General features: G+C 69.4%; 17 protein-coding genes. 7 read left to right on the top strand and 10 right to left on the bottom strand.

What is annotated here, in order from left to right:
- Nucleotides 1-540: 540 nt before the first annotated feature.
- Together FHR21_RS09585 and FHR21_RS09590 are read right to left on the bottom strand one after the other, a co-directional pair.
- On the bottom strand, nucleotides 541-2,832 hold the full coding sequence (locus FHR21_RS09585) for an EAL domain-containing protein (protein ID WP_184097633.1): 2,292 nt from the start codon (nucleotides 2,830-2,832) through the stop codon (nucleotides 541-543).
- A gap of 119 nt (nucleotides 2,833-2,951) precedes the next feature.
- The gene (locus FHR21_RS09590) at nucleotides 2,952-4,688 is read right to left on the bottom strand and encodes an acyl-CoA dehydrogenase (RefSeq protein WP_184097635.1); all 1,737 of its coding nucleotides are present in this window, start codon (nucleotides 4,686-4,688) and stop codon (nucleotides 2,952-2,954) included.
- A gap of 53 nt (nucleotides 4,689-4,741) precedes the next feature.
- Here FHR21_RS09590 and FHR21_RS09595 point away from each other — a divergent pair, with 53 nt between their 5' ends.
- The gene (locus tag FHR21_RS09595; protein WP_184097637.1) at nucleotides 4,742-5,698 is read left to right on the top strand and encodes an L-threonylcarbamoyladenylate synthase; all 957 of its coding nucleotides are present in this window, start codon (nucleotides 4,742-4,744) and stop codon (nucleotides 5,696-5,698) included.
- Between the two features lie 103 nt (nucleotides 5,699-5,801).
- On the opposite strand, the gene FHR21_RS09600 is transcribed toward FHR21_RS09595, so the two are convergent.
- A complete protein-coding gene (locus FHR21_RS09600; RefSeq protein WP_184097639.1) occupies nucleotides 5,802-6,704 on the bottom strand; it encodes a DMT family transporter in 903 nt (300 codons plus the stop codon).
- 77 nt (nucleotides 6,705-6,781) lie between these two features.
- On the opposite strand from FHR21_RS09600, the gene FHR21_RS09605 reads away from it, so the two are divergent.
- Nucleotides 6,782-7,831 carry a DUF6624 domain-containing protein gene (locus tag FHR21_RS09605; protein ID WP_184097641.1) on the top strand — a complete coding sequence of 350 codons (1,050 nt, stop codon included), beginning with the start codon at nucleotides 6,782-6,784 and terminating at the stop codon, nucleotides 7,829-7,831.
- A 1-nt stretch (nucleotide 7,832) separates the two neighbouring features.
- Here FHR21_RS09605 and FHR21_RS09610 read toward each other — a convergent pair whose 3' ends face one another.
- Nucleotides 7,833-8,612 (bottom strand): SDR family NAD(P)-dependent oxidoreductase, encoded by a 780-nt coding sequence (locus tag FHR21_RS09610; RefSeq protein ID WP_184097643.1) that lies wholly within the window; start codon nucleotides 8,610-8,612, stop codon nucleotides 7,833-7,835.
- A 1-nt stretch (nucleotide 8,613) separates the two neighbouring features.
- Nucleotides 8,614-9,123, bottom strand: a complete 510-nt coding sequence (locus FHR21_RS09615) for a thioredoxin family protein (protein WP_184097645.1) — start codon at nucleotides 9,121-9,123, stop codon at nucleotides 8,614-8,616.
- A 70-nt stretch (nucleotides 9,124-9,193) separates the two neighbouring features.
- Between FHR21_RS09615 and FHR21_RS09620 the strand changes: the two genes are divergently transcribed.
- Nucleotides 9,194-10,711, top strand: a complete 1,518-nt coding sequence (locus FHR21_RS09620; protein ID WP_184097647.1) for an acyl-CoA carboxylase subunit beta — start codon at nucleotides 9,194-9,196, stop codon at nucleotides 10,709-10,711.
- An 83-nt stretch (nucleotides 10,712-10,794) separates the two neighbouring features.
- Here the strand turns inward: FHR21_RS09620 and FHR21_RS21165 are convergent, their stop codons facing one another.
- Nucleotides 10,795-11,655, bottom strand: coding sequence for a LytTR family transcriptional regulator DNA-binding domain-containing protein (locus FHR21_RS21165; protein WP_184097649.1), 861 nt, complete (start codon nucleotides 11,653-11,655; stop codon nucleotides 10,795-10,797).
- Nucleotides 11,656-11,747: 92 nt separating this feature from the next.
- Between FHR21_RS21165 and FHR21_RS09630 the strand changes: the two genes are divergently transcribed.
- The 3 genes from FHR21_RS09630 to FHR21_RS09640 all read left to right on the top strand — a co-directional run bounded on the left by FHR21_RS09630 (nucleotide 11,748) and on the right by FHR21_RS09640 (nucleotide 14,316).
- Nucleotides 11,748-12,884, top strand: a complete 1,137-nt coding sequence (locus FHR21_RS09630; protein ID WP_184097650.1) for an acyltransferase family protein — start codon at nucleotides 11,748-11,750, stop codon at nucleotides 12,882-12,884.
- 55 nt (nucleotides 12,885-12,939) lie between these two features.
- Complete coding sequence (locus FHR21_RS09635) at nucleotides 12,940-13,137, top strand: hypothetical protein (RefSeq protein WP_184097653.1); 198 nt, start codon at nucleotides 12,940-12,942, stop codon at nucleotides 13,135-13,137.
- Between the two features lie 84 nt (nucleotides 13,138-13,221).
- Nucleotides 13,222-14,316 carry a S41 family peptidase gene (locus FHR21_RS09640; RefSeq protein ID WP_184097655.1) on the top strand — a complete coding sequence of 365 codons (1,095 nt, stop codon included), beginning with the start codon at nucleotides 13,222-13,224 and terminating at the stop codon, nucleotides 14,314-14,316.
- Between the two features lie 12 nt (nucleotides 14,317-14,328).
- On the opposite strand, the gene FHR21_RS09645 is transcribed toward FHR21_RS09640, so the two are convergent.
- Both FHR21_RS09645 and FHR21_RS09650 read right to left on the bottom strand, forming a co-directional pair.
- Nucleotides 14,329-16,830, bottom strand: a complete 2,502-nt coding sequence (locus tag FHR21_RS09645) for an ABC transporter permease (protein ID WP_184097657.1) — start codon at nucleotides 16,828-16,830, stop codon at nucleotides 14,329-14,331.
- A 169-nt stretch (nucleotides 16,831-16,999) separates the two neighbouring features.
- The gene (locus tag FHR21_RS09650) at nucleotides 17,000-17,713 is read right to left on the bottom strand and encodes an ABC transporter ATP-binding protein (RefSeq protein WP_184097659.1); all 714 of its coding nucleotides are present in this window, start codon (nucleotides 17,711-17,713) and stop codon (nucleotides 17,000-17,002) included.
- Nucleotides 17,714-17,730: 17 nt separating this feature from the next.
- On the opposite strand from FHR21_RS09650, the gene FHR21_RS09655 reads away from it, so the two are divergent.
- On the top strand, nucleotides 17,731-18,435 hold the full coding sequence (locus tag FHR21_RS09655; protein ID WP_184097661.1) for an arylesterase: 705 nt from the start codon (nucleotides 17,731-17,733) through the stop codon (nucleotides 18,433-18,435).
- A 145-nt stretch (nucleotides 18,436-18,580) separates the two neighbouring features.
- Here the strand turns inward: FHR21_RS09655 and FHR21_RS09660 are convergent, their stop codons facing one another.
- Nucleotides 18,581-19,228: an MOSC domain-containing protein gene (locus FHR21_RS09660; protein ID WP_184097663.1), complete on the bottom strand. Its 648-nt coding sequence runs from the start codon at nucleotides 19,226-19,228 to the stop codon at nucleotides 18,581-18,583.
- Nucleotides 19,225-19,776, bottom strand: a complete 552-nt coding sequence (locus FHR21_RS09665) for a MarR family winged helix-turn-helix transcriptional regulator (protein ID WP_184097664.1) — start codon at nucleotides 19,774-19,776, stop codon at nucleotides 19,225-19,227. The genes FHR21_RS09660 and FHR21_RS09665 overlap by 4 nt, the downstream gene beginning before the upstream one ends.
- Between the last annotated feature and the right edge of the window lie 9 nt (nucleotides 19,777-19,785).

The following is a 19,785-nucleotide window of genomic DNA, read 5'->3' on the forward strand; positions in this document are numbered from 1 at the left end:
CTCGCGGGTCCGGCGCAAGGCTTTCCGCGGTCTTCGCGCGAATGGGCTGCGATCGGACCGAGGGAGAAAAATTTTTGCCGCGTGGCGGTGCTTCGATTGCACCCCGGCGGACGCTCACAAGGTCAAGCGAAAAATCGCGTGGGAAGCGGGCCTCCTATATTCGGGGAGGATCGTTCCCGGACGCCCGGACGCCGGATGGCGCGTATGCCGCCACAAGCCGGTGTCCACCGACCAGCCGTTCGGCAAATCCTCTATGGTACCAACAAAAAACTAATTCGGGAGGCGCGGGAATGTCGTCATGGCCGGGGTCCGATCAGGATGTCCGCGAGCAAAAGAAAAGGCCCCGGGGATACCGGGGCCTTTATTCTTTAGGCCGTGCCGCCGGCATTACGAGTGCCGCCGCCGCCGAGCCAGCTCCAAATCCAAGCCATGTCAAAACTCCTCTTGCGCACTGTCAACGCAGGACAGTTAACGCGGCATATACCTTAAGAAACAAGGTAAAGCGAGTCTTAACCTTAACGGATAGTGCCAAATTGGCACCTATGCCGAGCGGCTGTGCGGGTGGCCAAGGAGATTGGCGGTGAGTTCAGAGAATAGCTGCGGCTTTCCAAGGTGATACCCCTGGCCTACATCGCAGCCGAGCTGTGCGAGCAGCGCCATGGTCGGCGCGTCCTCGATCCCCTCTGCAACCGCGACGGCGCCGAGGCGGTGCGCGAGATCGATCGTCGATTTGACGACTTCGAAGTTGCGCTGCGAATCGCGCATGGTCATCACGAATCGCTTGTCGATCTTGATCTCGTCGGCCTCGACCTCGGTCAGATATTCGAGGTTCGACTGGCCGGTGCCATAGTCGTCGATCGACAGGCGGATGCCGGTGCGGCGCAATTGGGCGAGCGTCTGGCGCGCCTGGCGGCTGTTCTCGATCTGCGCGGTTTCGGTGACCTCGATCGTCAGCATCTCGGGCGACAGGTGGTGCGCGGTCAGCATGACGCGGATCGTGCCGACGAGATCGCCGTGATCGAGCAGCGCCGCCGACAGGTTGACCGACATGTTGATTGCGAGGCCGCGGTCGCGCAATTGCGCCGCGGAGCGGATCGCCTGGTCCATGACGAACAGGGTCAGGCGATAGATGTCCTGGCTCTTTTCGGCCTGGACGATGAATTCGTCGGGCGGGATGGGGCCGCGCGTCGGGTGGGTCCAGCGCGCGAGTGCCTCGACCCCGACGACGCGGCGGGTCGCGATCTCATACTGCGGCTGGAAGGCGACCCAGATGTCGCCGCCGGCGAGCGCGTCCTCGAGCTGCGAGTGGAAGCTCAATTGCCAGCCGGCGTCCTCTTTCTGGCGCGGCGTATATTTGGTCCACAGCGCGCGGGTGCGGATCGACTTTTCGGCGGCGACGAGCGCCGCGGCGAGGCGCTGCGCGTTCGAACCCTCGAACTCGTCGTTCACGCCGAAGGCGATGGCGACGTCGATCTTGAGCTCGCCAATGGTCAGCGGCGCGTTGAATAGCGCCGCGAGGCCGGCGAGATGCCCCTCGATCTGGCTGTGCTGATAATAGGGGACCAGCCAGGCGAAGCTGCCGTCGAGATCGTGGTGGAGCTGGGTGCCGTGACTGGCGAGCGCAAGGCGGCGCGCGACCTGATCGACGAGTTGCTGGCTGCCCTCGCCGGGCAGGAAGGCGGCGAGATCCTCGAAATTGACGATGCGCGCGGCGATGACGGTCGCGCTGCCGAACGGCGCCTGACCGCGCAGCGCCTCGAAATTGGGGAGGCCCGACACCGGATTTTCGCGCTGGGCCGAGGCACGGCGCCGCTTGCGCGAGACATTGGCGCTGATCGCGGCGATCAGGCACAGCGCGGCGCCGATCGACGAGGTGACGAGCATGGCGGCGAGCACGACCTTGGCGGCGATAAGCGCCACCGTGACCCCGAGCGCGATCGGCGTGAACCAGTGCTGGAGGCGGGTGGTCAAGGTCAGCAGCAGCACGGCGAGCGAAAGCGCGAGGGCGGGAGTCCAGCCGATATCGATCGGATCGCCGCGTTTCAGCGTCTCGGCGCCGATGACATGCAGGAAGACACCCGGAACCATGTCGTGCCCCGGAAGAAAGGCATTGTCCTGATAGGCGGAGGCCGTCGGGGCGAAAATGACGTCCTTGCCCGCCAGCTCCTTTCGGCCAACCCGACCGTCGATGACATCGGCCGCGCTGTACAGCTTGATCGTGTCGGTGTTGTAGAAGAAGTCGAGCCGGAAGCTTTCGGCCCTGGCGACCGGTTTGTTGGCAAGGACCGACGAGAAGCTCGGCATCAGCTTCCCCTCCGCGATGATGGCCCGCGGCAGGTTCCATGCCTGCCAATATTCGCTTTGCCAGGCGATGCTGGCGGGTTTGGCGTCGGGGCCGAACCTGGCGCTCGGAAAGAAGAAGCTCTCGCCGCGCTGGCCGGGGGCGACATGCGTCATGACCGCGAGGACGATCCGGTCCTTCATCCGCTTGACCGCGTCGGTCAATTTCGGGAAATCGCGATCGTTCACGCGTCGGCGATAGTCGAAATCGAGGAAGAGCCGTTTGGCGCCGGCGTCGTTCACCGCGTCGACGACCTTGGCATGCAGGGTTGGGGTGAAGTCGGCGCCGGTGGCCATCAGCAGGCTGCGTTCGTCGAGCGCGACGACGACGATATCGCCCGAAACCGGCCGGTTTCCAAGGCGGCCGATCGCCGCTTCGACGAACATGTCGAGCGGTTCGGCGAGGGTCGAGAGGCCGACGACGACGCACAGCAGCACCGACAGCGCGAACGAGCGCCAACTGATGATCATCTTCTTGACTATGAGCGGCACCCGCGCATCTCCGGTCCTTGCCGGACGGGACTAGCCGCCGATGGTTATCATCGCGTTAATCATGGCCCGAAACCGCCCCTCGCGCCGCCGTCGGCGCGAGGGGCGGTTTCGGGCGCGATTCAGGCGAGGGCGGGCAGCGCCGCGTCGCCGGCGAGCGCCGCGGGGGCGAGACCCGCGGCGGCGGGGACGATCTGTTGCAGATAGAAGCGCGTCGAGGCGACCTTTGCCTCGAGGAAAGCGGTGTCGCCGGTCCCATCCTCAAGCGCCGCCTTTGCCGCGATATGCTGGAGCGCCATCAGCCAGCCGCAGGTCGCCGTCGCGAGCATGGTCAGATAGGGAGAGCTGCCCGCCAGCCGGTCGGGCACGGGGGCGTTCGCCATCCAGTCGGTGACCGCGCGGCAGGTCTCGGCGAGCTGCGCCAGTTCGGGAAACTCCTCGCCCGCGCCATGCGCGATGTCGTCGATCAGGCCGCGGATCAGGTCGCCGCCCGCCATGCCGAGCTTGCGCCCGACGAGGTCGGCGGCCTGGATGCCGTTGGTGCCTTCGTAGATCGGCGCGATGCGCGCGTCGCGATAATGCTGCGCTGCGCCGGTTTCCTCTATGAAGCCCATGCCGCCATGGACCTGGATGCCGAGGCTCGCGACCTCGCAGCCGATGTCGGTCGCATGCGCCTTGGCCAGCGGGATCAGGATTTCGGCGCGCATCGCCGCGGCCTCGTCGCCCAGCTTGCCGAAATCGGTCTGCGCCGCAGCATAATAGACGAGCGCGCGCGCCGCCTCCGTCTGCGCGCGCATCCGCCACAGCATGCGGCGCACGTCGGGGTGCCGGTCGATGGGGACAGGCGTGCGGTCGGGCGATCCGGCGAGCGAGGATTGGATGCGCTCGGCGGCGAAGCGGGTCGCCTGCTGGGTCGCGCGCTCGCCGATCTGGATGCCCTGGCAGCCGATCATCAGCCGCGCGTTGTTCATCATCACGAACATCGCGCGCATCCCGCCCATTTCCTCGCCGACGATCTCGCCGAGGCAATCCTCGTCCTCGCCATAGATCATCACCGCGGTCGGCGAGGCGTGGATGCCGAGCTTGTGCTCGATCGAGGCGCAGCGCACGCCGTTGGAAATCGTCGGCCGCCCCTGTGCGTCGAGGCGGTATTTGGGGACGAGGAAGAGCGAGATGCCGCGGGTCCCCTCGGGCGCGCCCGGCGTGCGCGCGAGAACGAGGTGAACGATATTGTCGGTCAGGTCATGCTCGCCGAAGGTGATGAAGATCTTTTGACCGCGGATTTTATAGAGGCCGGCGTTCGGGCCTTCGGTGATCTTTTCGGCGGTCGAGCGCAGCGCGCCGACGTCGCTGCCCGCGGCAGGCTCGGTCAGGTTCATCGTGCCGTTCCACTCGCCGGTGACCAGCTTGGGCAGCCAGGTCTGGCGCTGTTCCTCGGTGCCATAGGCCATCAGCGCGTGGATCGCGCCGGGGGTGAGGATGCTGCACAGCGAAAAGCCCATGTTCGCGCTGCCGAGCGCCTCGATCACCACGGCCGCGAGGGTGAAGGGCAGATCCTGCCCGCCATAGGCGCCGGGGCCGTCGATGCTGCCCCAGCCCGCCTCGACGAACTGCCGGTACGCGTCCTTGAAGCCTGGGGGCATGGTGACCTTGCCGTCCTGCCATTTGGGGTTTTGCGTGTCGCCGACGCGGTTGAGCGGCGCGTAGACCTCGGCGGCGAAGTCGCCGATTCCCGTGACGATCGCCTCGACCATATCGGGGGTCGCGGCGGCGAAGCGGTCGTGCGCCGCCATCGCATCGATGCGCGCGATATGGTTGAGGACGAAAAGCTGTTCGGTGGTGGGGGCCGTGTAGGTCATAGGGGTTCCCGCTTTTGGGGGTGATTCCGTTGCGCCCGGCGCTATAGCGCGGCATGGCCGAGCGTCCAATCGAGAGTGTGGCAACCGAGATCGCCCCCTATGGCGCCGACGCGATCGCGCGCGCCGCGCGGCTGATCGGCGCGGGGCAGCCGGTCGCGGTGCCGACCGAGACCGTCTATGGCCTCGCCGCCGATGCGCGCAACGCCGAAGCCGTCGCGCGCATCTATGCCGCGAAGGGGCGGCCCGATTTCAATCCGCTGATCGTGCATGTGCCCGATCTGGAGGCGGCCGAGCGGCTCGGCGCGTTCGGAGCGGCCGAGCGGGCGCTGGCCGAGGCTTTCTGGCCGGGGCCGTTGACGCTCGTCGTGCCGCGCTCGGCCGATTGCCCGGTGGCGCGGATCGCGACCGCGGGGCTGGACACAATCGCGCTGCGGGTGCCGGGGCATCGCGCGATGCAGGCGCTGCTCGCCGCGACGGGCGCGCCGCTCGCGGCGCCGAGCGCGAACGCGAGCGGACGGGTGAGCCCGACGAAGGCCGATCATGTGCTGGCGAGCCTGGGCGGGCGGATCGCGCTGGTGATCGACGACGGCGCGACAACGGCGGGGGTCGAATCGACGATTGCGCGGGTGAAGGACGACGCGGTGCAGGTGCTGCGGCCCGGGCCGGTGACCGCGGCGATGCTGGGCGCGGCGAGCGGACTGCCGGTGACGGGGCGCGAGGGAGCGGAGGTGGTGGCGCCGGGGATGCTGGCGAGCCATTATGCGCCGGGCAAGCCGGTGCGGCTGGGGGCGGCGGACTTTGCCGATGATGAGTATGGGATCGGCTTCGGCGGGCTGGCGGGCGACTATGATCTGAGCGCGGCGGGCGATCTGACCGAGGCGGCGGCGCATCTGTTCGACGCGCTCCACGCGGGGGGGGCGAGCGCGAAGCCGCGGATCGCGGTCGCGGCGATCCCCGACGAAGGGCTGGGGGCGGCGATCAACGACCGGCTTGCGCGGGCGGCGGTGTGATCTCCTCCCCTCCCATTTATGGGAGGGGTCGGGGGAGGGGCGGTTGCGAAGCGGACCGACGAAACAGGCCCTCCCCTAACCCCTCCCGCAAGCGGGAGGGGGATTACGCCGCCGCCGGTTCGATCGGGTCGCCGCGCGGGGTCTTGCGCGCGACGATCAGGCAGGCGACGACGATCAGCAGTGCGCCGGCGAGCGTCGGTAGCGTCACCGGCTCGGCGTAGAAATACCAGCCGAACAGCATCGCCCAGAGGAAGCCGGTATATTCGGTCGTCGCCAGAATCTGGGCCTCGGCGCGGGCATAAGCCCAGCTCAACAAAAGGAGCGATAGCGTCGCGAGCAGCGCGGCGCCGGCGATCGGCGCGGCGTGGGCGGTGCCGGGAAGCACCGCGAACCAGGGCGCGGCGAGCGCGAGGAACAGCGCGACGAACAGATTCTGATAGAAGGCGATCTCCATCGGTCCCGCCATCTTCGCCTGCCGCCGCGCGAGGATGAGGTTGTAGGCATAGCAGATCGCCGAGAGGAACACCGCGCCGACCGCGAGCAGCGCCTCCGGGTCGCGCTCGCCGCCGCCGAGCTTGCCCGCGACGATGACGAGCACCCCGCCGAAGCCGAGCAGCGAGGCGGCGATCGAGCGCCGCCCGATCCGCTCGCCGAGGAAGATGGCGGCCATGTAGAGCGCGAGCAATGGCGCGACGAAGGCGAGCGCGATCGCCTCTGCCATCGGCAGCCGCGCGAGCGCCCAGAAGAAGCCGAGCGCCATCATCGCGACGAACAGCGAGCGCAGCGCATGGATGCGCATCGTGGCGGCATCGGGCCGCGCCGGCCGTGCGGCGAAATAGACGAGGCCGCTGAGCAGCGCCCCCGCGACATTGCGCCAGAACACCGCATTATAGGCGCCGATCCCGATCGACAGCCCCTTCATCAGCACGTCCATCGACGAATAGGTCGCGATCCCCGCGCAGGCGACGAGAAAGGGGATGAGCGGCGAGGGCGAATCGGGGCGCATGGGAGGGGCTGTAGCCGAGAATGGCGGGGCTGGCAGCGCCGGCTTGCGGTGCGGTGAAAGCATGATAGCGTGGGACCATGAGGATGCGGGGATTGGGGCTGGCGTTGCTCGTCGGCGCGATGCTGCCGGGAGCGAGCCGGGCACAGTCGACGCCGGTGCCGGGCGCGCTGAAACCCTATGTGAAGGATGGGACGTTCGATTCGGGCGATTTCGGCTGGATGGCCGGGCGCTTCGCAACGGAGGGGACCGCGGCGCGGGCGGCGTGGGAGTCGGTGGAAGCCTACAAGGACGCCTGCATCGCGGCGGCAACGGGGCAGGCCAAGGCGGAGCTGGCGGCGATAGGCGCCGAATCGGCGAATTTGCCGCCGCGATCCTATGGCGATGAGATGTGCCGCGCGATCACCGCCGCGATGGTGATCGACGCCGCTTCGGAAGCCGAACGCGCCGCGCTTCCCGCGCGGCTCGCGGAGGCGCGCCGGCTGTGGGATTTCGCGCTGGCGGGCGGACGCATGGGGATAGGCGCCGTCACATCCGCAGTGGGGCCGCCCGAGTCCGAGGATGCGCAGATGCTGATCGGTGCAACTTTCCGCGAACAACTCGGGCGCCACATGCTGTCATGGGGCGTCGACGAGAGCGATCCGCCGTTGCCGGCACGGCTGAAGCCGCTGTTCGACTATCTGGGCTGGACGATGGTCGCGGGCGAGGACCGCAAGAACAGGGAGAAGCTGCGCGGCTATATGGCCGAAAAGGGCTGGCCGACGATCTCCGCTGTCGGGGAGAAGGCGTCGCATGCCGCGTGGCTGCTCGCGCAGCATGCCGACGATGATCCCGCGTTGCAGGTGCGCGCGCTGCGGCTGATGGAGCCGCTGGCCAAGGCCGGCGAGGCGAGCAAGTCGAATTATGCCTATCTCTATGACCGCGTCATGCTGAAGCTGGCGGGGAAGCAGCGCTATGCGACGCAGTTCGGCGGCTGCGAGACCGGGCAGGCGATCCGGCCGCTCAGGCCGATGGAGGACGACGATCCGGCGCATATCGACGCGGCGCGCGCCGACATGGGGCTGGAACCGCTCGCCGACTATCGCAGGTCGATGGACGAGGCCTTCGGGGCGTGCGGCACCGCCGAATAGATCACCGGAAGCTCGCCATGCCGGCGCCGTCGATGTTGAGTTTCTGGCCCGAGCAATAGGGGTTGGCGTCCGACACGAACCACAGCACCGCCGCGGCGACATCGTCGGGGGTGGGGACGCGACCGAAGGGGAAGTGGGCGTCGAGGTGGTGGATGTCGTCCTGCCCCGTCACCGCGCGGGCGAGGCGTTCGCCCATGTCGCTGACGGTCAGCGAGGGGGCGACGATGTTGACGCGGACGCCGTTCTTGACCTCCTCCTTGGCGAGGGTGAGCGCGAGGGCTTCGCCTGCCGCCTTCGCCATGGTGTAGGGCGCGCCGTTCGCGGCGTGGTTCAGCGTCGCGACGCTGGAGATGATGACGATGTCGCTGCGGTCGTGCCGGCGGAGCTGGGGCAGGCAGAGGCGCGACAGGCGGTGCGCGCCGACCGCGTGGATCGCGAGCAATTTCTCGACCTCGGCGGCGTCGGTGTCGGCGACCGGCTTGCCGCGGCTCGCGACGCCGGCGTTGTTGACGAGGATCGATACGGGGGCGAGGTCGGCCTCGATGGCGGCGACCATCGCGGCGCTCGCTTCCTCGTCGGCGACCGACGCCTGGTACGCCTTCGCCTTGCGGCCGAGCGCCTGGATCGCGGCGACGGTCTCGGCCGCCGCGGCTTCGTCGCGGGTGTAGTTGACCGCGATATCGGCCCCCGCGCCGGCCAGCGCCAGCGCGATGCCGCGGCCGATGCCGCGCGAGGCGCCGGTGACGAGCGCGGTGCGGCCGGCGAGGCGTATGTCGGTCATCCTATTCTCCCTGTTCCATCAGTTCATCGTAGATTTCGTCGGCGCTGCGGCTGGCGGCGTTGCGCCACTTCGGTGCCGCCTTGCGGTTGAGGACGCGGCCGTCCGCATCGAGGATCGCGATCGTCGGGGTGCCCTTGATCTTGAAACGAAAGCGTTTCGGTACCTCGGGATGGCGAACGAAATCGACGTGCGGCATGCCGATGTCGGCATAGATGAGCATGTAGCGGTCGCGGACGGCGGCGAAGCGGTCGGTGGCGATCAGGTTCGCGAACCAGGCGCTGTCGTGGCATGTATTGGTGCCCATCACGAGCAGGACGCGCTTGCCCGAAGCCTTCGCCGCGGCGAGCGCGGCGTCGATGTCCGCCATCGGGTCGGCGTCGGGATCGAAAACGTCGGTCTTGTAAGGGTCGGCGACGCCGGGAATGGCCTTTTCGGGGCTGGTTTCGGTGGCGGGTGCGGGCGGGACGGCGAGGAGCGTGGCGGCGAGCGCGAAGGCGAGGCGGCGGGTCATCGCGCGACGATAGCAGTGCGCGCAAAGAATCGGAATGACGTTTCCGTTAACGTAAGGTAGCGTTGGGCCTATGAGCTGGAAAAAGGAAGTCGACGAGCTCGCCGCGCGGCGGGCGATGGCCGAGACGATGGGCGGGGCCGAGAAGGTCGCGCGCCAGCACAGCCGGGGCAAGATGGACGCGCGGGCGCGGCTCGATGCGATCGTCGATCCGGGCAGCTTTCGCGAGATCGGCAAGATCGCGGGGCGGGGGACCTATGGCCCCGATGGCGCGCTGGAGGATCTGGCGGCGAGCAATTTCATCTTCGGGCGCGCGAATATCGACGGGCGGCCGGTCGTGGCCTCGGCCGACGATTTCACCGTGCGTGGCGGCGCGGCCGATGCGGCGCTGCACCGCAAGTTCATCCAGTGCGAGGCGATGGCGCACGAATATCGCCTGCCGCTGATCCGCATGATCGACGGTACCGGCGGCGGCGGGTCGGTCAGGACGCTGGAGGATATGGGCTATACCTATATCCCGCATGTTCCGGGCTGGGACCAGGTCATCGCCAATCTCGACACGGTGCCGGTGGTGGCGCTGGCGCTGGGGCCGACGGCGGGGCTGGGCGCGGCGCGGGTGGTGGCGAGCCACTACAGCATCATGGTGCGCGGGCTGTCGCAACTGTTCGCGGCGGGCCCGGCGGTGGCGGCGGCGATCGGCGACACGCTCGACCGCGAGGAACTGGGCGGCAGCGACGTCCATACGCGCAACGGCGTGGTCGACGACGAGGTGGGATCAGAGGCCGAGGCGTTCGCGGCGGCGCGGCGCTTCCTGTCCTATCTGCCCGCGTCGATCCACGAGCGCGCGGCGCGGACCGCGTGCGACGATCCGGTCGACCGGCGCGAGGAGGCCCTGCTGTCGGCGGTGCCGCGCGCGGCGAAACAGGTCTATTCGATGCGGCGCATCGCCGAGGCGGTGTTCGACCGGAGCAGCGTCTTCGAGATGGGCGGGCGCTGGGGGCGGGCGGTCATCACCGCCTTCGCGCGGCTCGACGGCTGGCCGGTCGCGGTGCTGGCGAGCGATCCCTCCTATCTCGGCGGATCGTGGGACGCGAAGACGAGCGAGAAGGCAGAGCGCTTCGTGAAGCTGGCCGACCAGTTCCGGCTGCCGATCGTCCATCTGGTCGACAATCCGGGCTTCATGATCGGCGGCGAGGCCGAGCGGACGGGGACGATCCGCTATGGCGTGCAGGCGATGAACGCCATCTATCGCGCGACGGTGCCGCTCGCGTCGGTCGTGGTGCGGCGCGCCTATGGCATCGCGGGGAGCGCGATGTCGAACGCCGAGCGCTTTCAGTATCGTTTCGCCTGGCCGTCGGGCGACTGGGGTAGCCTGCCGATCGAGGGCGGGGTCGAGGTCGCCTACAAGAGCGAACTGGAGGCGGCCGCGGACCCGGCGGCGCATCTGGAGGCGATCAGGGAGCGGCTGAACCGGGTGCGCTCGCCGTTCCGGACGGCGGAGAAATTCGGGGTCGAGGATATCATCGACCCGCGCGATACGCGGCCCTTGCTGTGCGAGTTCGCGGAACTGGCTTGGCGCGTGCTTCAATAAGCTCGTCATTGCGAGCGAAGCGAAGCAATCCAGGGCGGTTCACGCCGCTCTGGATTGCTTCGCTTCGCTCGCAATGACGGTATTCACCCCTCGACATTCCCGCGATAGCGCCGACTGCCGCGCAGCGTGTCGCCGCCTTGGGTCTCGACGTCGAAATCGCCGCTCTTGTGGGTGACGACGCGGCGCACCGCGGCGCGGCGGACGAGGCGGCTGCGGTGGATGCGGGCGAAGGCGGGGCCGAGTTCGGCCTCGACGGCGCTCAGCGTCGCGCGGTGGAGCAGGCGTTCGCCGCGCCACGCGATCTCGACATAATTGCCCGCCGCCGCGACATGCTCGATCTCGTCGATGGGAAGATGGTGGGTGACCGACCCGTCGCCGATCGCGAGCGTGCGCCGTTCGGACGACGCGGCGGGCGGGGCGGCGTAGCGCGCGACGAGCCACTGGACGAGAAAGAGGATGAAGACGAGCTCGACATAGGCCGACAGGTCCTTGCGAAACTCGTAGAGGATCGGCGATCCGTCGGGCGCGTTGAAGTGATAGTCGATGCCCATCATCCACCAGAGCGCGGTGCGGAAGGCGACCATCAGCGCGATATGCCCGAGCGAGACCGGGATCGCGAGCAGCGCGTGGATCAGGGCCGTGGCGGGCAGGGGAACGCGCGGCGGGCGGATATACCGGACCGCGAACCAGCAGGGAATCATCACGATCGCCCAGGCGACGAGGCTGCTGCCTTCGAGCATCCAGGCGATCGTCGGCGAGGTGGCGAGGCCGGCGCCCTCGCGGTCGGCGATGTAGGAATAGACGTTGGCGGCGATGCGGACGAGCCCGAAGAGGAAGATCGCGCTCAGCAGCAGCGCGGTGAGCGCGCGGGCGCTGAGGCCGCCAGTGGGGCCGCTCGTCCCGGCTGCGCCGCCGCTCGTCCCTTGTGCCTGCCTGTCCGTCACATCGGCTCCGCGTCTCGTCCCGCCGGGATCGTCCGCCGGTCGCCCTTTCGATTAGCGGCTGCGACGGAAACCGGCAAAGGAGATTCGGCGCGATGACCATGACGCGACATTATGGAATGGACTGGCTGCGGATCGGCGCCTTCGCGCTGCTGATCCTCTATCATATCGGCATGTATTTCGTGCCGTGGGGGTGGCACGTCAAGACGCCGCGGCCGATGGACTGGGTGCAGATCCCGATGATGGCGACGAACAGCTGGCGGCTGCCGCTGCTGTTTCTCGTCTCGGGCTATGCGAGCGCGGCGCTGTTCGCGAAGCTGGGCGGGCCGGGCGCCTTCCTGCGCTCGCGCGCGGCGCGGCTGCTGATCCCGCTCGCCTTCGGCATGATCGTCGTCATCCCGGTGCAGCCGTGGATCGAGCTGGTCACCCAGTATGGCTATGCCGCGAGCTTCGCGCATTTCTGGGCGCATGATTATTTCCGCTTCGGGACGCTCGAGGGGATCGTGCTGCCGACGTGGCAGCATCTGTGGTTCGTCGTCTATCTCTTTGTTTATACGCTGCTCGCGGTGCTGCTGCTCCTGCTGGTGCCCGAAGCGGCGCGGGCGCGGATCACCGACGTCGCGGCGCGGCTGCTCGGCGGCTGGGGGATATTGGTCCTGCCGCTGGCGGCGTGGATGGCGATCCTGTTCGCCTTTCCCGGCTATCGCGAGACGCACGCGCTGTTCGACGACGGGCCGAACCATCTTCACTATCTGGTGCCCTTCTTCACCGGCTGGCTGCTGCGCGTGCGGCCGGTGCTGTTCCTGGCGGTGGCGCGCTGCTGGCGGACGGCGGCGGGGCTCGCGGTCGTGGCCTATGCCACTGTGGCGTGGGCGATCTGGGCGTCGCCCGGCGAGGGGCCGCCGCCGGTGGGGGTCGTGACCTGGTTCATGGCCGTGCGGCTGGTGCAGGGCTGGGCGGCGATCGTCGCGCTGGTCGGGATCGCCGACTGCTTCTGGAACCGCGACCATGCGAGGCGCCCGATGCTCGCCGAGGCGGTGTTCCCCTTTTACATCATCCACCAGACGGTGATCGTGCTCGTCGGATATTGGCTGCTGCTCGGCGGAGTGGGGCCGGCCGCCTCCTTCCCGATCCTGGTCGCGGCGACGGTCGCGGGATGCTGGGCCTTCTATCTCGGCGGGCGGCGGATCGGCTGGCTGCGGCCGCTGATCGGGCTGCAGCGGCGCGCGTGACAGGCGCTCGGCCGTGTGGCAGCCTGTCGCGAGCTGGAGAGCGAGGAGAGGTGGCATGGGGTTCGTCAAGGGGCTGGCGACGATCGTCGGCATCGCGGCGGTGCTGATGGGGCTGCTGTGGATATTGCAGGGACTGGACGTCGTGCGCTGGCCCGCGAGCAGCTTCATGCTCGGCGAGCGGGTGTGGACACGCAACGGCGCGATCCTCGCGGTCGTCGGCGCGCTGCTGATCTGGGCCGGGCGGCGGCGGTGAGTGCTATCGACTACAAATGTAGTTGATCCGTATCGAAGATATGATACGCCTTGGGCCGACCGGGAGTCGTGCTGGAGGTTTGTCATGAGTCGATCGCGCCTGATCCTGTCCGCGCTGCTGCTCGCCGTGAGCGGCGCCGCGCTTTCCGCCCCGGCGACGCCGGCCGCCGCCGAGGAGGCCGAGGCGGACGCCAATGCCGTCGCCGAACGCTATGCGACGCTGCTCGAGCGCGACTATGTCTATCCCGAGACGGGCCAGCGCTACGCCGCCGCGATCCGCGCCGGCATCGTGGCGGGGCGCTATGCGCCGCTGGCGGGCGCGGCACTCGCCCGTGCGCTCGACGCCGACGTGAATGCGGTGCAGCCCGACGGGCATCTGCACGTCCGTCCGCCCGAGGGCGCCGCGCCGCCGCCGGACGCCCATCCCGGCAAGCCGCGCGGGCCGAAGCCGCCGGTCGAGCAGGCGGGGTGGATCGCGCCGGGGATCGCCTTCATCCGCTTCAACCTGTTTCCCGACGATGCGGCGGTGACCGCGACGGCGGCGACATTCATGGCCGACCATGCCGATGCCAGGGCGATCGTCTTCGATATCCGCACCAACGGCGGCGGCGGGATCGAGCAGATGAACGTCATCTTTCCCTGGCTGTTCGACAGGCCGACACGGCTCGTCACCATGGCGACGCGCGCGTCGGTCGACGAATCGGGCGAGGGACCGCTGGACGAGGATGTCGGGTTGCGGCTGGTCGCGGGCGATCCCGGCATGGTGACGCGCGAGCATTGGGTGACGCCGAACGGCGACGCGCGGCTGCGCGACGCGAAAGTCTATGTGCTGACGTCGGGAGGGACCGGATCGGCGGCCGAGCATTTCGCGCTGGCGATGAAGCACACGCGCCGCGGCGTGCTGGTGGGCAGCGCGACCGGCGGCGCCAATCATTTCGGGCGCGGCGAGTCATTGGGCGGGGGCTTTCAGGCCTTCATCCCGGTCGGGCGGACCTATGATCCGGTGACCGGCGAGGATTGGGAAGGCGACGGGGTGCAGCCCGACATCGCGGTCGCGCCCGCCGACGCGCTGGTGCGGGTGCTGACCGACCTGGGGGTCGCGGTGGACGCGGCGCAGCGGCTGTCGGACGCGCACCGGCCGGCGTGGCCGATGGAACGGCCGCGGCGGCGGGCGTCCTGAGCGGGCTGGACCCTAGAGGCTCCGCAAGGCGCGGGCGGGGCGGGCCGACAGCAGGGGCCAGCTTCCCGCCATGCCGATCAGGAAGGACAGGCCGGCGCCGCCCGCCAGCGTCAGGCCGACGATCAGCGGGTCGGGGGCGAAGGCGAAGTCGAAGATCTGCGTCACGACATACCAGGCGGCGGCCAGCCCGAGCCCGAGCGCCATCACCGCGAGGACCAGCGCCAATAGGCCATATTCCACCCCCTGCGCCCCCAGTATCTGCCCGCGCGTCGCGCCGAGCAGCTTGAGGATCACGCTGTCGTAGACGCGCCGCTCGCGGCTCGCGGCGATGGCGCCGATCAGCACGGCGATGCCGGCGAGGATCGCGATGCTGGCGGCGGCGGCGATCGCGCGGGCCATCTGGGTGAGCAGGTCGGTGACCTGGCTGACCACATCGCGCACCGCGATCAGCGAGGCGGAGGGGAAGGCGCGCGGAATGGCGCGCGCGAGCGCGGTCTCGGCCTGCGGTCCGACCGCGACCGTCGCGACCATGTTGTGCGGGGCCGCGTCGAAGGCGCCCGGCGAGAAGACGAGCACATAGTTGAGGCCGAAATTGTCCCACTCGACGGTGCGGAAGGAGGCGACCTTCGCCTGCACCTCGACGCCGAGGATGTTGACGGTCAGCGTGTCGCCGAGCGCGAGGCCGAGCGATGCCGCCACCTGTTGCTCGACGCTGACCAGCGGCGGCCCGTGATAGTCGGCGGGCCACCATTGCCCGCCGGCGAGCGTGCTGCCCTTTGGCAGCGCCGGGCTGTAGGTCAGGCCGCGGTCGCCGCGCAGCACCCACGCGCCTTCGGGCAGCTCGGCGAGCTCGTCGACGCGCTGGCCCGCATATTCGGCGATGCGCCCGCGCAGCGCCGGGATCAGGTTGACCTCGGCCGACGGGTCGGCCCCGGCCACCATCGCGCGGAAGCGCGCCGCGCCGTCCCGCGGAATGTCGAGGACGAAGAAGCTCGGCGCGCGCTGCGGCACGGTGCGCGCGATTTCGGCGGTGATGCTGGTCTGGATCGCGGCGAGCGCGACGAACAGGGTCAGCCCGAGCCCGAGCGCAACGACGAGCGCCCCGGTCGCCGCGCCCGGCCGGTGGAGGTTGGCGAGCGCGAGGCGAAGCAGCGGGCGGCGGGGGCGCGGCAGGCGGCTCGCGACGCGGCGCACCGCCCAGCCGAGTCCGACGAGGAGCAGGAGCAGCCCCGCCGCCGCGCCGACGAAGCCGAGCGCGAACAGCGGTTCGCGCGCGGTGCCGACCGCGAGCGCGACGATCGCCGCCAGCGCCGCGCCGACCGCGAGCAGCGTGCGCGGTTCGGGCCGGGCGAGCCCGTCGACGGTGGCGCGAAACAGTCCCGCCGCCGGCACCCGCCGCGCCGCCGCGAGCGGGGGCAGGGCAAAGGCGATGGCGATCAGCAGGCCATAGGCGGCGCTGACCGCCAGCGGCAACGGGTAGACGGCGAGCCCCGGCTTGACCGGCAATGCGTCGCCCGCGACCATGGTGATGAGCGTCGGGGCGAGCGCCCCGACGACCAGCCCGGCGGCGATCGCGACGGCGGCGACGGTCAGGATCTGCAAGCCATAGATGCGCATCACCGCGGCGCTGTCGGCGCCCAATATCTTCAGCGTCGCGAGGCCGGGCCGCTTGCCCGCCAGATAGCTGGCGACCCCGTTGCCGACGCCGATGCCGGCGATGACCAGCGCGGCGAGCCCGACCAGCGACAGAAACTGCCCCATCCGTTCGATGAAGCGCCGCGTTCCGGGCGCGCCGTTGCTGCGGTCGCTTACGTCCCATCCCGCATCGGGGAATGCGGCGGTCAGCCGCTTGCCCACCGCCGCGGGATCGGTGCCCGCTGGCAGGCGGACGCGATATTTGCTCTGATAGAGGCTGCCCGGCTGGATCAGCCGCGTCGCGGGCAGGTCGCCCATGCCGATGATCGCCACCGGGCCGAGGGTGAAGCCTTCGCCGAGCCGGTCGGGTTCGTCGGCGATGACGCCGTCGACGCGGAATGTTTTTTCGCCGAACGTCATGCGCGATCCGGTTTTCAGCGCGAGGCGGGAGGCGAGGTCGGCGCCGATCCAGACGCCGCCGGGTGGCGGCGGGCCGCGCCGTGCGCCGCTGACGAGCCGCATCGTGCCGTAGAGCGGATAGGCGGCGTCGACCGCCTTCAGTTCGGCGAGCAGCGCGTCGCCGCCGGGCGTATTCGCCATTGCGCGCATCCGTACCGTCGCCGAGGTATCGCCGGCGCGGCGGAAGGCGGCGAGTTCGGCGGGCGCCGCCTCGCGCTGGGGTAGCTCGAACTCGACGTCGCCGCCGAGGATGGTCTGCCCGCGCGCTTCCAGCTCGGCGGTGATGCCGCGCGTCAGGCTGCCGATCGCGGCGAGGGTGGCGACGCCGAGGAACAGGCACAGTGCGAGCAGCCGCAGCCCGCGAATCCGTGCCGCCAGATCGCGCCGCGCGATCCGCCAGAGCGTGGCGAGGGGGATCATCGGAACGAGCCCTCCTTGGCCCGTTCGTGTCGAGCCCTTCGACTGCCCGCAGGGCGGGCGCTCAGGATAAACTTCGGCCTTTGGCCGAAGTCGAGACACCCGACGGCCTTGCGCTGTGTCGATGGGTGTCTCGACTTCGCTCGACACGAACGGCACTGGTAAGTTGGATTCACGCCGCCCGTTCCTCGATCCGGCCGTCGTGCATGGTGACGACGCGGTCGCAATGCTCGGCCAACTCGGGGTCGTGGGTGATGATGAGCAGGGTCGCGCCGAGCGCGGCGCGGCGGGCGAAGATCAGCTCGATGATCGCATGGCCGGTCGCGGTGTCGAGGTTGCCGGTCGGTTCGTCGGCGAAGATGATCGCGGGCTCGCTCGCCATCGCGCGGGCGATCGCGACGCGCTGCTGCTCGCCGCCCGAAAGCTGGGCGGGATAGTGGGTCAGACGGTGGCCGAGGCCTACCGCCTCCAGTTCGCGCGCCGCGCGCTCGAAGGGGTCGGCGAGGCCCGCCAGTTCGAGCGGCACCGCGACATTTTCGAGTGCGGTCATCGTCGGCAGCAGGTGAAAGGCCTGGAGCACGATGCCGATCCGCCCGCGCCGCGCCCGCGCGAGCCCATCCTCGTCCATCGCGCCGAAATCGAGCCCGGCGACGCGGATGCTGCCGCCGTTTGCGCGCTCGAGCCCGGCGAGCACCGCCATCAGCGAGCTCTTGCCCGACCCCGACGGACCGAGCAGCGCGACCGAGGCGCCGGCCTGCACCTCGAAATCGACTCCGCGCAATATTTCGACCGGGGCCTTGTCGCTCCCTAGCGTCAGCGTCACATTATGGGCGGCGATCGCCGGTTCTGGCGCCAGAGAAATCTGGTGTCGAGGCGCGTCGGGCAAGGAAGGACCCTTTGGAAATGAAAACGGCCGGATGGCGTTCTGCCTGGATATATGGTTGCGTGCTTGCGCTTTGCCAACCGCTCGCCGCGTGCGGCGACGCGGCGGCGCCCGCCGCGAAGCAGGCGACGAAGGCCCAGGCGTCCGCCGTCCCCGCCGACGCGCCGCTGGTCATCGCCTTCGGCGACAGCCTCTATGCCGGTTACCGGCTGGGACCCAAGGAGGGGCTGGCGCCCCAGCTTCAGGCCGCGCTCGCCGCCGACGGGGTGGCGGCGCGGGTTCAGAACGCGGGGGTTTCGGGCGACACGACCGCAGCGGGGCGGCAGCGGCTGGCCTTCGTGCTCGACCATGCGGCGAGCAAGCCCGCGCTCGTCCTGCTCGGCCTCGGCGGCAACGACATGCTGCGCGGGATCGACGCGGCCGAGACGCGCGCCAATCTCGACGCGATGCTCGCCGAGCTCAAGCGGCGCGACATTCCGGTGCTGCTGACCGGCATGGTCGCCGCGCCCAATCTGGGCGCCGATTATGCGAAGGCGTTCGACCCCATCTATTCCGAGCTGGCGACGCAATATGGCGCGAGCCTCTATCCCTTCATCCTCGACAATGTCGTGACCGACCCGTCGCTGATGCTCGACGACCATATCCACCCCAATGCCAAGGGGGTGGGGGTGATCGTGCAGGGGCTGGCGCCGCTGGTCGAGGAAGCGTTGCCGGAGGGGGAATAGTGGGGCGCGGTCAATCCGATCCGTTCGTGCTGAGCTTGTCGAAGCACCGTCCTTCTTCTTGCGACGTCAAAAAGAAAGAACGGCCCTTCGACAGGCTCAGGGCGAACGGAATTGGGGTCAGCGGGCCGATATGGAAGCCGGCGCGTCAAGCCAACAGCTTCTCCGCCCGCGCGCGCCAGCTTGCCGACAGCGCGTTCATGGTCGCGAGGGCGCGCAGCGCGGCGGGGTCGCGCTTGCCGGCGCCGCCGATCAGCAGGGCGAAGACTCGCTCGACCGTCCAGTCGGGGAGCGGGCGGTCGATCAGGGCGAGCGCGTCGCCGGCCGCGACCCGGCCTTCCTCCAATACCCGGTAATACCAGCCGCTGCGCCGCGTCGCGACGACGGTCGCGGGCACGCGCGGGTCGCCGAAGCGGTGCCCGAGCTTCCAGCAGGGCTGGCGGCCCTGGCTGATCTCGACCAGCGCGCTGCCGAGGCGGTAGCGATCGCCGAGGCACACATTGCCCTCGACCATCCCGCGGGTCGAGAGATTCTCCCCGAACGCGCCCGGCGCGGCGAGCAGCGAGTGAGGACCGAGCGTGTCGGTCCAGAAGGGATAATGATCGCGCGGATAATGGTGGATCGCCTTGTCGGGGCCGCCGTGGACCGACAGGTCGGCCTGCTCGTCGCCCGCGATGCCGAGGAAGCCGACGGTGTGCGGCCCTTCGACAGGATCTTTCGCGATCGCGCTCGTCTCTCCCCCGTCGCCGAAGACGCGCGCCTTGCCGGTCAGCAGGGCGTCGATGACATGGATCATGCGGCCTCCTGTTCGACGCAGATGGCCGCGGCATCCGCGCCGTCGAGCGGCACGCCGAGCAGGCGGCAGAAATGGGGCGTTCCCGACGCGGCGTCGCGGATGAAATGCCGGCATTCGGCGCACAGTCCGAAAGGGCGATAGGCGCGCGCGGTGAGGAATTCCTTGAGCATATGGGCGAGCAAGGGAGCGAAGGCGGCGCGGTCGGCCGCCGTCAGGCCCGCGAGCATGGCATCGGCGATGCTTTCGGGTGCCCGTCCCAGCATGGCGTGTCCCGCTTCGGTCAGCGACAGGCGCACGAGGCGCCGGTCATCCGGGTCGCCGGTGCGCTCCACCAGTCCCTTGCGCTCCAGCGCCGCGACGGTCTGCGACACCGTGCCCTTGGTCTGTCCCAGCCAGGCGGCGAGTGCGCCCGGCGTGCGCGAAAAGCGGTTCGCGATCGCCAGATAGCGCAGCGCCTGCCACTGCACGGGCTTGAGCCCCGCCGAATGGCCGTCCCCCGCGATCAGTCGCGCGGTGCGGGCCAGCAGGTCGGAAAGCGGATCGGTCATCCGTTTTTG

Source organism: Sphingopyxis panaciterrulae (assembly GCF_014199295.1).
Lineage (GTDB): Bacteria > Pseudomonadota > Alphaproteobacteria > Sphingomonadales > Sphingomonadaceae > Sphingopyxis > Sphingopyxis panaciterrulae.

Excerpts from the sequence above, each read along its gene's own strand:
- FHR21_RS09590 (WP_184097635.1), bottom strand. The coding sequence starts at position 4,688 with ATGACCTACACGGCCCCCACCACCGAACAGCTTTTCGTCCTCAACCAT.
- FHR21_RS09655 (WP_184097661.1), top strand. The coding sequence starts at position 17,731 with ATGAAAACGGCCGGATGGCGTTCTGCCTGGATATATGGTTGCGTGCTT.
- FHR21_RS09620 (WP_184097647.1), top strand. The coding sequence starts at position 9,194 with ATGAGCTGGAAAAAGGAAGTCGACGAGCTCGCCGCGCGGCGGGCGATG.
- FHR21_RS09640 (WP_184097655.1), top strand. The coding sequence starts at position 13,222 with ATGAGTCGATCGCGCCTGATCCTGTCCGCGCTGCTGCTCGCCGTGAGC.
- FHR21_RS09630 (WP_184097650.1), top strand. The coding sequence starts at position 11,748 with ATGACCATGACGCGACATTATGGAATGGACTGGCTGCGGATCGGCGCC.
- FHR21_RS09605 (WP_184097641.1), top strand. The coding sequence starts at position 6,782 with ATGAGGATGCGGGGATTGGGGCTGGCGTTGCTCGTCGGCGCGATGCTG.
- FHR21_RS09660 (WP_184097663.1), bottom strand. The coding sequence starts at position 19,228 with ATGATCCATGTCATCGACGCCCTGCTGACCGGCAAGGCGCGCGTCTTC.
- FHR21_RS09595 (WP_184097637.1), top strand. The coding sequence starts at position 4,742 with ATGGCCGAGCGTCCAATCGAGAGTGTGGCAACCGAGATCGCCCCCTAT.
- FHR21_RS09635 (WP_184097653.1), top strand. The coding sequence starts at position 12,940 with ATGGGGTTCGTCAAGGGGCTGGCGACGATCGTCGGCATCGCGGCGGTG.
- FHR21_RS09615 (WP_184097645.1), bottom strand. The coding sequence starts at position 9,123 with ATGACCCGCCGCCTCGCCTTCGCGCTCGCCGCCACGCTCCTCGCCGTC.
- FHR21_RS09610 (WP_184097643.1), bottom strand. The coding sequence starts at position 8,612 with ATGACCGACATACGCCTCGCCGGCCGCACCGCGCTCGTCACCGGCGCC.
- FHR21_RS09665 (WP_184097664.1), bottom strand. The coding sequence starts at position 19,776 with ATGACCGATCCGCTTTCCGACCTGCTGGCCCGCACCGCGCGACTGATC.
- FHR21_RS09645 (WP_184097657.1), bottom strand. The coding sequence starts at position 16,830 with ATGATCCCCCTCGCCACGCTCTGGCGGATCGCGCGGCGCGATCTGGCG.
- FHR21_RS09600 (WP_184097639.1), bottom strand. The coding sequence starts at position 6,704 with ATGCGCCCCGATTCGCCCTCGCCGCTCATCCCCTTTCTCGTCGCCTGC.